A 12,049-nucleotide genomic window follows, 5' to 3' on the forward strand; every position below is an offset into this window, starting at 1 on the left:
CGGGCGCCGTCGATCGACCACCGCGTCGGTCGGCGGCGTCCGTCGCGTCGATCAAGTGGTCCTCGGCCTGTTCGACCCCCTCGCTGTGGTCGCGGCCCGGGTCGGGGGGCGACCACGTACGCCGATGGTGCGGGGCGCGAGCCACCACGCGAGGGCGGCGATCGCGAGGCCGGCGGGCACGTCGACGGCGAAGTGCCAGCCGAGGTAGACGGTGGCCAGCATCGTCCCGGCCAGGAACACCGCGAGCAGCGCCGTCGTACGACGCCGCCGGTGCCACCACGCCAGCCCCAGGACCGTGGCGGTGACGCCGACGTGGAGGCTGGCGAACGCGGAGATCTGCGCGAACGCGTCAGGGGCGCTCGGGTGCGCCAGCAGGTGGTCGCGCTGCTCGAGGTAGCGGGCTTGGGTGGCCTGGATCCCGGTCTGGGTCAGGCCGGCGAAGTCACCGGGGTCGGAGTGGAACGGCCCCAGCGACGGGATGAGGTAGTAGCAGGCCGTGCCGAGGATCCAGACCCACACGAAGGCCGCGATCCCGACGAGGGCGTCGCGCACGCGGTTGGCCAGCACGACCGCTGCGGGAAAGGCGAGGACCACGACCGTGCCGAACGCCTGGTACCAGGCGGACAGCACGACCGCCGCCGTGTCGTGGCCGAGGGCGTCGTGCAGCAGGACAGCCGGGCTGTGCCCGAGGAACAGCCAGTGGTCCCACCGGGTCAGCATCGCGTCGCGAGGCTCGTTCAGGACGTCCCAGCTCTTCAGGTTGCGGTAGCTGAAGTACGTCACGTGGTACGCGAGCAGCGCCGCCCATGCGAGCGAGATCCTGGCCGACGTCCACCGTTCGCGGATCGTCGACCACACGCCCCCGACGGTCCTCGTGCGGCCGGTGCGCACCAGTCCGTCCACGACCACCAGGCCGACGAAGACCGCGACGGTCATGGCGACCCGGTTCACCAGGACGGCCCCATCCGGGTCGCGGAAGGGGATCCCGACCTGCAGGGATCGGGCGATCGCCACGCCGACGAAGGCGCCGACCACGACCCACAGTCGCGCGGCGCCCACCCACGCCGATGGCCACGTTCGCGTGGATTCAGCCACCTGCTGTGGTGCGAGCAACGCACGATCCGGGCTCTCGGCCAGCTGCCCGTCGCCATGCTCCACGCGGACAACCGTAGGGCGTCCTGACGACCACGGCGTGGAGGACGGCAACGTGGGCCGACGACGAGCCACCACGCCAGTCCTACTGTGGCGAGGTGCTCGTCGCGACCGCGAACATCCTTGACCGGCTGGACCGCGGTCGTGCATCGGAGGCGCTGGGGTCGGTGCTCGAGCACGGCCCGGACCTCGTCGGGCTGCAGGAATGGGGCCCCACGCGTCGCCGGATCCTCCGGATCCACGACGCCTACGGCTGGGTCGCCCCGTTCTACGGCGGCAACGTGGTGGGCTTTCGCCGCGACCGCTTCGCGTTGCTCGGGCATCACCTGCGCCTCGTCGGCAAGGTCGGCCTGGCCGACCGCGGAGCCAGGCCCGTACCCGTCCTGCCGCCGCGGGCGACGACGCTCGTGCGCCTCCTCGACCGGTCCACCGGCACCGCGACGAGCGTGATCGACTACCACCTCGTCCCAGGGGTGCAGTCACGCGGCAGCTACCGCGCCGACCGCCCCCTGCTCGTCCGTCGCCACCGCAGCGAGACCCGCGCGCTCGAGCGACAGGTCGCGCGTCGGCTCGCTGCCGGTGACGCCGTCATCGCGCTCGGGGACTCGAACTACGACGGCTTCGAGCTGCCCGGCCTGGTGTCCGCCTGGGCCGACCGCCGCGACGACCCGGTAGGGACCCTCGGGTCGAGCCGCAAGGTCGACGACGTGTTCGCCGCGACGCCGGCCGCTGCCGTGACGCTGGTCCGGACGGCGTCCGACCACGCAGCGGTGCTCGCGGAGCGCCCGGACCGCTGACACAGCAGTCCGCGCGGACGAGCATTCCTCCGTTCGGGCGTGGCCGCCGCGTGCCGACGCACCTACGGTGAGGCGTCGGAGGTGCCGATGGTCTACATCGACGCTGCTGAGCGTCGCCAGCAGTTCGTCCGCGCGGCGGTGGTCGCGATGGAGCGCGACGGCGTGTGGCGTACGACGATGAGGTCGGTGGCCGCCGAGGCCGGCGTGCCGCTGGGGACGTTGCAGTACGTGTTCCCCTCGAAGAAGGAGCTCTTCACGGGCGTCATCGAAGCCGTCATCTCCGGGATCGACGCCCTGCCGGGCGCCCCGATACCCGCCGGCGGCCTCGCGCAGGCGCTCCGGGTGCGGGCAACGGCCGTGTGGGAGGAGTGGGTCGCTCCTCGGCGGGACTCGCAGCTGGTGCAGCTCGAGTTCCTGTCCTACAGCCTGCGGACTCCGGGGATGGGGCGGTTGGCGCGGCGGCAGCTCGAGCTGTTCGTGACGGCGGTGGTGGACTGGCTGGAGAAGGCGTCGGCGCAGTCGGGCGAGACGTTCACCGTCTCCTTCGACGAGGTGGCGCGGCTGCTGCTGGCCGGCATCGACGGATTGATGATCCAGCTGCTGGTGCACGGCGACGCCGATCGGTCGCGCGGCGACCTGGCGGTCCTGCTCGACATGGTCATCGCGCGTGCGGGCGTCCGCCCGCTGATGTAGCGACGGTGAGGGGAGCGGGTCAGGCGTCGGCGGCGCGCCAGCGGTTGACGCCGGAGGCGAGGTAGCCGACGCCGACGACGACGAGGATGACACCGGCCACCTGGGCGAGCGTGACGAGCGTCGAGCGGGGGTAGGCGAGGATCGCGATGCCGCCGAGCAGGGTGAGGACGCCGCTCATGAGTGCCCACCCGCGGTCCGCGGCGGCTCCGGTGCCGAACGCGACGAGCTCGATGACGCCGTCCGCGATCCAGCCGGCGCCGACGAGGACGGCCACGACGACCAGCGACGAGCTGGGCCGGGTGATGCACAGGATGCCGGCGACGATGGTGGCGACGGCGAGGACGTAGCCGGCGATCTTGACCTGCTTGCCGAGGACGAAGGCGCGGATCGCCCAGATCCGCATCAGCCCGACGATCACCAGCTGGATGCCGACGAGGAACCCCAGGAACGACAGCGTCCGGGTGGGGAGCGCGTAGGCGACGATGCCCGCGACCAGGCACACCACGCCGATCGCGATGCGCATCGATCCTCGTGACTGCACCGCCGCCGGGCTGTTGTCGGTGGCCGGGTGACCGGCGGAGGGCTGGTGGTCGGACACGGTGGGATCCCCCCTCAAGTGCGCCGAGACTCGGTCACGTGACTGGTAGCGTAGGACGGACCTTGGACACTGTCGAGAACCGCCCGCGGGACAGGGGAGAGCGATGCGCCGCACGCATCACGTGCTGGGGAGCACTCGAGCTACGCGCCGCCGCCGGCCGCTCCTCGCGGCGCTGGCGGCCGTCCTGACGGTGGTGCTCTCGGGCACGGCGGGCGGTGCTGCCGCGGACGAGGCCTCTGGCGCGGGCGACGACACCACGAGCAGCTCTGCGCCCGCCGCCGAGCAGGAGCTGGCCGAGACGTACGCACCGGTGATGATGCTGGTCCACCAGGACGAGCGCTGCGGTCCCGGCGAGCCCTACGTGCCCAGCGACGTCGACGCGGTGTTCGACGAGCCGTCCATCGCACTGCGTGGTCCGTGGACCAGCCGCGACTTCGTCACCGCCGCTCCCAGCGAGGAGCTGTTGGCCCAGGGACTCCAGGGATACGCGCTCGACATGCCCGGCGATCCGCTCAAGCCGGGCTGCACCTACGAGTCCTGGGTGGACAGCGTCTGGGGCAAGACCCCCACCGCGACCATCTACGCCCACGTCGCCCTGCAGTCGGGCGTCGAGGACCGCCTCGCGGTGCAGTACTACTTCTTCTACCCGTTCAACGACTACAACAACAAGCACGAGGCCGACTGGGAGCGCATCCAGGTCGAGTTCCCGGTCGGGACCGCCGAGGAGGCTCTCGCTGCCGAGCCCGACCAGGTCATCTACTCCCAGCACTACGGTGCCGAGCGCGCCGCGTGGGACGACGACAAGCTGCAGGTCGACGACGACACGCACCCGGTCGTGTACGTCTCCGCGGGCTCGCACGCCAGCCAGTTCTCCGAGGGCCTCTACCTCGGGCGGTCCGCCACCGAGGGATTCGGCTGCGACACGACCATCGGCCCGTACGACGAGACCCGGCCCGCGGTCGTGACCATCCCGACCGACGCAACCGACGCGGCGGAGGCGTACCCGTGGATCACCTACCGCGGGCACTGGGGCGAGGTGGGACCGCAGCGGTTCTACGAGGGCCCGACCGGGCCCTACATGAAGCAGGCGTGGAAGAAGCCCTTCACCTGGTCCGCCAGCGCGCGCGACCACAGCTTCTCGCTGCCGGGCGCCGAGGTCGCTGGGTCCAAGGCGGGGACGTACTTCTGCGGGCTGGTGTCGTCGGGCTCCGACGTCTTCCGGCGGTTCTCGGCCGACCCGTGGCCGGTGCTGCTCGTCCTCGTCGGGCTCGCGCTGCTCGTCGGCTGGGCCGTACGGCGCTCCGGCTGGGGTGAGGCCGAGCCGCTGCCGCTGGTGACGCGGCGACGTCCGGCGCAGGTCGTCGCCGCCGCGCTGAAGATGCTCGTCAGCCGTCGGTGGGTGTTCCTGCTCGTCGCCGCGCCTGCCGCGGTCGCGTCCGTCCTGTCGTCGGTGCTCACCGCGGTCAACCCACCGGTGTCGTCGTGGTGGTGGTCGGCGCTGTCCGGCCTCGTCCTCCTGGTGCTCGCGCTGGCGCTCGCGTGGGCGCAGGTCGCGTCCGCCCGGGCGGTGGTCGACATCGACGAGCAGCGCCCCGTGACCCTCGGGTCCCTCACCCGCGCCACCCGCGCCCGGGTGGGCGCACTCGTCGTGACGATGGCGCTGTGGGCGCTCGTCCTGGTCCCGCTGCTCGTCACCGGCTTCCTGTCGCCCGTCGCGCTGGGGCTGTCCGTCGCCTGGTCGCTGGTCCTGCCCGTCGTCCAGCTCGAGGGGTTGGCAGGCCCGAGGGCGCTCGGCCGGAGCTGGCGGCTGGTGCGCCACCAGGTGCTCACCGTCCTGCTCGTCCTCGCCGTGTCCGCCGTGCTGGTCTCGGCCCTGGGCGGTGTGGTCTCGACGCTGATCTTCATCGTCTCCCCGGCACCCTTCGGCGTCGTGTCCGGCGTGCCCCAGCTCGTCCTGACGCTGGTGTGGCCGGTCACGGCACTCCTCACGACGTACGCCTGGGCCAACGGCCGCGCCGTCGAGGACCACGGAGCCGCCGACCTCGCAGGGCCCGGCGATGACGGCGCGGACGGTCCTGCGGCCGCTCACCCTGAGTCGGTCGGCGGCGGCGCGCCTGCCCGATGACGGGCGACGCACCCCCACCGCCGCAGCACATGACGCTCGTCGCGCGAGCGCGCTCGCTCGCGCACCGCCTCCACGACCGCTACGAGCACACCGTCCCCCTGCAGCTCGTGCTGGTGTTCCTCCGGATCGAGGGACGCGACCGCACCCTGATGCTGGCCGGGCAGGCGTTCATCGCCGTCATCCCGATCCTGATAGTGGTCGCGACCATCAGCGGCGCGGACGGGTCCAGCGGCGTCGGCAGCTACCTCGTCAACCGGTTCGGCCTCGACGGGAGCGCGGAGGAGTCGGTGCGCGTCCTGTTCGACCGCCCGCCGGGCGCGACGGGTGGCGTGACGCTCGTGAGCGTGGTCGTGCTGCTCTTCACCACGAACAGCTTCGCCCGGTCCCTGCAACGCACGTTCTGCGCGGCGGGGGAGCTGCCGCGACGAGCCCCGGGCGCCAACGCCTGCCGCGCGCTCGGACTGCTGGTCCTGCTCGTGGTCCTGTTCGGTGTCTCGTGGTTCGGCAACCTCGTCGGTGCTCACGCCCTGCCCCGGGTCGCGGGGATCGTCGCGCAGCTCCTCGTGGTCGTCGGTGGCTGGGCACTGGCCACCCACCTGTTCCTCGCCCGTCGTGAGTCGTTGCGGCTGCTGCTTCCCGGAGCGGCCGCCAGCGCGGTCGTCCAGCTCGTCGTCGGCTGGGGCACCGCGCTTCGCCTGCCTCGCCTCATCGCGCGCAACGCGGAGAGCTACGGCAGCATCGGTGTCGCGCTCGCGCTCGTGTCCTGGCTCATCGTCGTCGCAGCCAGCATCGTCGCCAGCGCCGTCATCGGGAGCGTGCTCGCGAAGCGCCGCTCGAGGAGTGGGCTCGCAGCGCACCCGCCCGACCGTCGAGGGTGACCGTCGCGTCGACGAGGTCCAGGCCGACCGCGTCGTGGGTGATCCACAGGACCGACCGGTCCCGAGGACCGGTGAGCAGCTCGGTGGCGAGCTCGGTGGCCGTCGCGTGGTCGAGGTGGCTGGCCGGCTCGTCGAGGACGAGGACCGGTTGCCGGGCGAGGATGGACCGGGCCACGCCCAGCCGCGCCCGCTCCCCGCCGGAGAGCCCGCTGTGTCCGTCTCCCAGCCAGGTCGCCAGTCCGTCCGGCAGCGAGGTCGACCAGGTGGCCAGCCGGGCCCGGTCGAGTGCGTCCGCGACCTCGGCGTCGGTGGCCTCCGGTCGAGCCAGGCGCACGTTCTCTGCGAGGGTGGTGGCGAAGACGTGCGGGTCGTCGTCCACGAGGCCGGTGAGACGTCGTACGTCGTCGAGCGCCAGGTCCTCGAGCCTGCGGTCGCCGTGGACGATGGTCCCGCCCACCGGGTCGAGGAAGCGGATGAGCAACGCCGCGAGCGTGCTCTTGCCCGACCCGGAGGGACCGACCACGGCCACCCGCGCGCCCGGCGCCAGCTCCAGCGAGCACTCCGCGGACGACCGCCCGTCCGCGGCCCAGCGGCCTGTCGCCGCGTCGACGACCAGTCGGTGGCCGCCGGACGGCACGACGCCGGACGAGTCGTGGACCGCCGGCGTCGCTCGCTCCAGCGCCTCGAGCCTCTCCGAGGCGGCGTGCGCGCGCACCGACAGCGCACCGGCCTCGGCGAGCGGGCCCGCCACCTCCGCCATCGCCAGCGGGACGAGCACCAGCAGGGCCATCACGGGGCCACCGAGCTCGCCGGACGCGACCTCCGGAGCGAGCAGGTGCGCCATGAGCGCCATCGCCCCACCCGCTGTCGCCAGCACCCAGGCGCGTCCGGCCCCTGTCCATGCCGCCGCCGTCGTGCCGGCCGCGCCGAGCCGATCGCTCAGACGGGCGACCTCCGCGGCAGCGGCCGCTCCCCGCTGCCACGTGCGCAGCTCGCGGCCGAGCTGGACGTCCTGCACCACCAGCGTCGCGAGCTCGGCGCGCAGCGCCACGGCCCGTCGCTCCGAGCGGGTCGCCCCGAGGCGGCCCGCGGACCAGGCTCCGAGGCCGCCCAGCACTCCGGCCGCTGCGATGACCGCGGCGGCTGCGGGAGCCACCGTCAGCGCGACGAGGGCGGTCACTGCGGCGACCACCACGAAGCTGCGCCACGGCAGCCTGACCCTCAGCTCGCGGTCGACGACGGCGTCGACGTCCTCGACGATCGAGGTCAGCAGGTCGCCCCGGCGTCGCCCGAGCCCACCCGGGGTCAGCGGCACGAGCGTCTCGTAGACCTCCACCCGACGCCGGGCGAGCATCCTCAGCGCTGCGTCGTGCGCCCGCAGCCGCTCGGCGTAGCGCAGCACGGGCCGCGCCAGGCCGAACGTCCTGACCCCGACGATCGCGACGAGCATGGTCAGCACGGCCGGACGCGTGGACGCCTGGACGATCAGCCAGCCCGCGGTCGCGGTGAGCGCGACGCCGGAGAGCGACGCGAGCGCGGACAGGACGGTGCTCGTCGCGAAGCGGGCGCGGGGGAGCGACGCGGGACGGCCCGGGAGGTCAACGGCCGCGACGGTCGACGGTCTGGCTCGTGGTACGACGGAGGGTGCCTCGGCCGGTCGACCGGGCAGCTCCACCCGGTGCGCCGCCGCCCCGACGAGGGCGGCGCGGTGGGTCACGACGACCACGGCCCCGCGCCGACCGAGCTCGAGGATCGTGTCCGTGACCACGCGTTCGGTGAGCGGGTCGAGGTGGGCGGTGGGCTCGTCGAGGAGCATCCACGGCCGGTCCGCCAGGACGACGCGCGCCAGCGCGAGCCGGGCACGCTCGCCCGCGGACAGGGTGGTGCCGTCCTCGCCGAGGGGAGCGTCCAGGCCGCCCGGGAGGGCCCGGATCCGCTGCTCCAGTGCGACGACCCGGAGAGCGTCCCACACCTGCTCGACGTTCGCGTCGGGGCGCCCCAGCCTCACGTTGTCGGCGATGCTTCCCGCGACGAAGTGCGGGCGCTGTGGCAGCCACGCGACCTGTCGTTGCCACCACCCACCGTCGATCGGTACGCCGTCCACCGACGCGCTACCCCGCGACGGCGGGAGGAGCCCGGCGAGGGCCTCGAGCAGCGTCGACTTCCCGCTCCCGCTCGGGCCGGTCACCACGGTCACCCCGCGCGCCGGGACCACCGCGGTCAGGCTCTCGACGGCGGGTATCGTCCGGCCCGCGTGGACCAGGGTCAGGTCGGCGAGGACGAGCGAGGCGCCGGACGATGCCGGCCCGTCGGCCCCGCCGGTGCGCGCCTCGGACGCCGGGGCCTGTAGCACGTCGCGTGCGGCCTCGAAGGTCGCCACACCCTCCGCGGCGGCGTGGAACTCCGCGCCCACCCGCCGCAGCGGCCAGTAGGCCTCGGGCGCGAGCAGGAGGACGACGAGAGCGGTGTGCAGGCTGACGGTGCCGCCGGCCAGCCGGACGCCCGTGGTCACGGCGACGAGCGCCACGGAGAGGGTGGCGACCAGCTCGAGGACGAGCGAGGAGGCGAAGGCGATGCGGAGCGTGCGCAGCGAGGCGATCCGGTAGCGGTCGGAGATGGCGGCGACGCGGCCCACCTGCGCGGTCGCCCGACGGTGGGCGACGAGGGTCGGCAGCCCGCGCACGACATCGAGGAAGTGACCGGACAACGCCGTCATCTCGCGCCACTGCTCGCGTGCGCGGTCGCGGGTGGCGAGCCCGACGAGCGCCCCGAAGACCGGCACGAGCGGGAGGGTGGCCAGCACGATGCCGGCGCTCAGCAGGTCCTGGGTGGCGATCACCACGACGGTGAGAGCCGGCAGCAGGCACGCCAGCACGAGCGCAGGCAGGTAGCGGGTGAGGTAAGGCTCGGCGGCCGCGACGCCCCGGGTCGTGAGCACGGACAGGGCGCCGCTGGGCCCCGGCAGGTCGCGCTCGATCGCGGCGGCGACGAGCTGTCGGCGCAGCGAGGTACCCACGACGGTGGCCGCGCGCGCGGCGGCCCTGCCGCTGCACCAGTCGGTCACGCCGCGACCGGCCAGCACGGCCACGAGGACGAGCGCGGGCGTGCCCAGCGGCGCACCGTGCAGGACCGCCAGGACGAGGTCGGTGACCGCCCACGCATGGCCCACGACGAGGGCGCACGACACCATGCCGAGGCCGACGACCGCCACCAGCTGGCGGCGGGCGGGCCGCAGCTGGTGGCGGAGCCACGGGTCGGAGGGCCTCATGCCCTGCTCGTGACGGCCGTCGCCTGGGGGATGTGGTGCACGGCGATCCGCTTCCGGAACACCCAGTAGGTCCACGCCTGGTAGGCCAGCACCACGGGGGTGAAGATCGCCGCGACGACGGTCATGATCGTGAGGGTGTAGTGGGTGGCCGAGGCGTTGGACGTCGTCAGGGACGCGCCACCCGCGAGGCTCGTCGGCATCACGTCCGGGAAGAGCGCGAGGAACAGTCCGGCGACGCCGAGGGCGATCGCGGCGAAGGTGCCGACGAAGGCCCACCCCTCGCGTCGCTGCAGCGCGGCGTGGAGACCGGCGAGGAGGGAGGCGGCGGCCAGCGCGAAGGCGACGGCCGATGCCGCCGAGCCGGTCTCGAGCTGCGTCCATCCGAGGAAGAGGACCGCGGCGACGGCGGCGCCCGCCCCGACGCGTACGGCGAGCCGGCCGGCGCGGTGCCGGACGGGGCCGTCGGTCTTGAGGGCGATGAACATGGCGCCGTGGGTCAGGAAGAGGAGCAGCGTCATGAGTCCACCGAGCAGCGCGTAGGGGCTGAGGAGGTCGAAGAACCCGCCGACGTACTCCAGGTCGCTGTCGATCGGCACCCCGCGGAGGATGTTGGCGAAGGCCACCCCCCACAGCAGGGACGGGACCAGGGACCCGACGAAGATCGAGATGTCCCAGTTGCGACGCCACGCGTCGTCATCGCGTTTCGCGCGGTACTCGAACGCGAGGCCGCGGACGATCAGGGCGACGAGGATCAGCAGCAGGGGCATGTAGAACCCGCTGAACAGCGTCGCGTACCACTCCGGGAAGGCGGCGAAGGTGGCGCCGCCGGCGACGAGGACCCAGACCTCGTTGCCGTCCCAGACGGGGCCGATGGTGTTGATGAGCACGCGGCGCTCGGTGTCGTCCTCGGCCAGGACCGGGAGCAGCATCCCGACGCCGAAGTCGAAGCCCTCGAGGCAGAAGTAGCCGATCCACAGCACGGTGATCAGGCCGAACCAGACGGTGGTCAGTTCCATGGTGGGTGTCCTCGGTCGCGGGTCAGTAGGCGAAGGCCAGCGGCTTGTCCGCTGCCCCGTCGGGGTCGGTGGAGGACGTCGGCTCGACCGGCTCGGCGCCCGTGCGGATGTAGTCGAGGAGGAGCCGCACCTCGACCACGGCGAGCACGCCGTAGAGGAGGGTGAACACGATCAGCGACGTCAGCACCTCGCCGGCGCTCACGCCGGACGAGACCGCCTGCGCCGTGGTCATCAGGCCGAAGACGCTCCACGGCTGGCGACCCATCTCGGTGAAGATCCAGCCGGACGAGTTGGCCAGCAACGGCAGGAACGGCAACGCCGTCACCGCCCACATCAGCGCCCTGCCGCGGGGCATCCGGTCCGACCGGGTGGCCACGAGGATCCACGCAGCGACGGCTGCGGCGGCCAGGCCGAGGCCGATCATGATGCGGAACGTCCAGTAGGTGATCGGGACGACGGGGGTGTAGCTGCCGGGGGAGTAGTAGGTCGCGCCCGGGTCCTGGCCGTAGGTCTCCTGGTAGGTGGCGCGCAGGTCGTTGATGCCGGCCACCTCCCCGTCGGGCGTGCCGGTGGCGAGGAACGACAGCAGGCCCGGCACCTTGATCGAGAACTTCTCCTCGGTCCCGTCCAGGCTGCCGAGGGTGAAGAGGGAGAAGTCGGCGGGGGCCTCGGTGTCGTACAGCGCCTCGGCGGCAGCCATCTTCATCGGCTGCACCTCGGTCATGATCTTGCCCTGCACGTCGCCCGACACGGCCACGCCGATCCCCGCGGCCATCACGATGGCTGCTCCGGTGCGCACGGCCCTGCGGTACATCGACACGTCCTGCTCGGGCGTCGAGCGGCGCACCAGGTGCCAGAACGCGACGGCGACGACGAAGGCCGCGCCGGTCATGTACGCCGACAGCACGACGTGCGGGAAGGTCACCAGCTGCACCTTGTTGAACAGCACGGCCGCGAAGTCGTCCATCTCGGCGCGGCCGGTCGTCGGGTTGTAGGCGTAGCCCACGGGGTGCTGCATGAACGAGTTGGCGGCCAGGATGAAGTAGGCCGAGAACAGCGTCCCGACGTGCACCAGCCAGATGCAGGCGGCGTGGACCTTGGCCGGGAGCCGGTCCCAGCCGAAGATCCACAGGCCGAGGAAGGTGGACTCGAGGAAGAAGGCGAGGAGTCCCTCGACGGCGAGCGGCGCGCCGAACACGTCGCCGACGAAGCGCGAGTAGTCGCTCCAGTTCATCCCGAACTGGAACTCCTGCACGATCCCGGTGACCACACCGATCGCGAAGTTGATCAGGAACAGCTTGCCGAAGAACTTCGTCAGGCGGAGCCACTTCTCGTGACCGGTCCGCAGCCAGGCGGTCTCGTACCCCGCGACGATCGCCGACAGTCCGATGCTGATGGGGACGAACATGAAGTGGTAGACGGTGGTGATGGCGAACTGCCACCGGGCGATGTCGAGCGGGTCCACGGCTTGCTCTCCTGACGGACGTGGTCGGGGTCGGCTCTCACGCTAGGAACGCGGAGA

General features: G+C 72.7%; 9 protein-coding genes. 4 read left to right on the forward strand and 5 right to left on the reverse strand.

Annotated elements, in window-relative coordinates:
* Window positions 1-51: 51 nt before the first annotated feature.
* On the reverse strand, window positions 52-1,059 hold the full coding sequence (locus L2K70_RS16905; RefSeq protein WP_236403973.1) for a phosphatase PAP2 family protein: 1,008 nt from the start codon (window positions 1,057-1,059) through the stop codon (window positions 52-54).
* A gap of 191 nt (window positions 1,060-1,250) precedes the next feature.
* On the opposite strand from L2K70_RS16905, the gene L2K70_RS16910 reads away from it, so the two are divergent.
* Together L2K70_RS16910 and L2K70_RS16915 are read left to right on the forward strand one after the other, a co-directional pair.
* The gene (locus L2K70_RS16910; RefSeq protein ID WP_236403975.1) at window positions 1,251-1,949 is read left to right on the forward strand and encodes an exonuclease/endonuclease/phosphatase family protein; all 699 of its coding nucleotides are present in this window, start codon (window positions 1,251-1,253) and stop codon (window positions 1,947-1,949) included.
* A 39-nt stretch (window positions 1,950-1,988) separates the two neighbouring features.
* On the forward strand, window positions 1,989-2,642 hold the full coding sequence (locus L2K70_RS16915; RefSeq protein ID WP_236403978.1) for a TetR/AcrR family transcriptional regulator: 654 nt from the start codon (window positions 1,989-1,991) through the stop codon (window positions 2,640-2,642).
* Window positions 2,643-2,661: 19 nt separating this feature from the next.
* On the opposite strand, the gene L2K70_RS16920 is transcribed toward L2K70_RS16915, so the two are convergent.
* A complete protein-coding gene (locus L2K70_RS16920) occupies window positions 2,662-3,240 on the reverse strand; it encodes an HdeD family acid-resistance protein (RefSeq protein WP_236403982.1) in 579 nt (192 codons plus the stop codon).
* A 103-nt stretch (window positions 3,241-3,343) separates the two neighbouring features.
* Here L2K70_RS16920 and L2K70_RS16925 point away from each other — a divergent pair, with 103 nt between their 5' ends.
* A complete protein-coding gene (locus L2K70_RS16925) occupies window positions 3,344-5,365 on the forward strand; it encodes a hypothetical protein (protein ID WP_236403985.1) in 2,022 nt (673 codons plus the stop codon).
* Window positions 5,366-5,394: 29 nt separating this feature from the next.
* The gene (locus L2K70_RS16930; protein ID WP_236403989.1) at window positions 5,395-6,243 is read left to right on the forward strand and encodes a YhjD/YihY/BrkB family envelope integrity protein; all 849 of its coding nucleotides are present in this window, start codon (window positions 5,395-5,397) and stop codon (window positions 6,241-6,243) included.
* On the opposite strand, the gene cydD is transcribed toward L2K70_RS16930, so the two are convergent.
* From cydD to L2K70_RS16945, 3 genes are read right to left on the reverse strand one after another with little or no spacing between them, the layout of a single operon-like run.
* On the reverse strand, window positions 6,170-9,511 hold the full coding sequence (cydD, locus tag L2K70_RS16935; protein ID WP_236403993.1) for a thiol reductant ABC exporter subunit CydD: 3,342 nt from the start codon (window positions 9,509-9,511) through the stop codon (window positions 6,170-6,172). The genes L2K70_RS16930 and cydD overlap by 74 nt on opposite strands.
* A complete protein-coding gene (gene cydB, locus L2K70_RS16940; protein WP_236403995.1) occupies window positions 9,508-10,527 on the reverse strand; it encodes a cytochrome d ubiquinol oxidase subunit II in 1,020 nt (339 codons plus the stop codon). Before cydB ends, cydD begins: the two co-directional genes overlap by 4 nt.
* Before the next feature lie 22 nt (window positions 10,528-10,549).
* Entirely contained in the window at window positions 10,550-11,992 is a 1,443-nt protein-coding gene (locus L2K70_RS16945) for a cytochrome ubiquinol oxidase subunit I (RefSeq protein ID WP_236403998.1), read from the reverse strand.
* Window positions 11,993-12,049: the final 57 nt, after the last annotated feature.

The organism is Nocardioides potassii (assembly GCF_021648885.1).
Taxonomy (GTDB): domain Bacteria; phylum Actinomycetota; class Actinomycetes; order Propionibacteriales; family Nocardioidaceae; genus Nocardioides; species Nocardioides potassii.

Bases quoted from the DNA above. Each gene is read 5' to 3' on its own strand.
- L2K70_RS16925 (WP_236403985.1), top strand. From the start codon at position 3,344: ATGCGCCGCACGCATCACGTGCTGGGGAGCACTCGAGCTACGCGCCGC.
- L2K70_RS16930 (WP_236403989.1), top strand. From the start codon at position 5,395: ATGACGCTCGTCGCGCGAGCGCGCTCGCTCGCGCACCGCCTCCACGAC.
- cydD (WP_236403993.1), bottom strand. From the start codon at position 9,511: ATGAGGCCCTCCGACCCGTGGCTCCGCCACCAGCTGCGGCCCGCCCGC.
- cydB (WP_236403995.1), bottom strand. From the start codon at position 10,527: ATGGAACTGACCACCGTCTGGTTCGGCCTGATCACCGTGCTGTGGATC.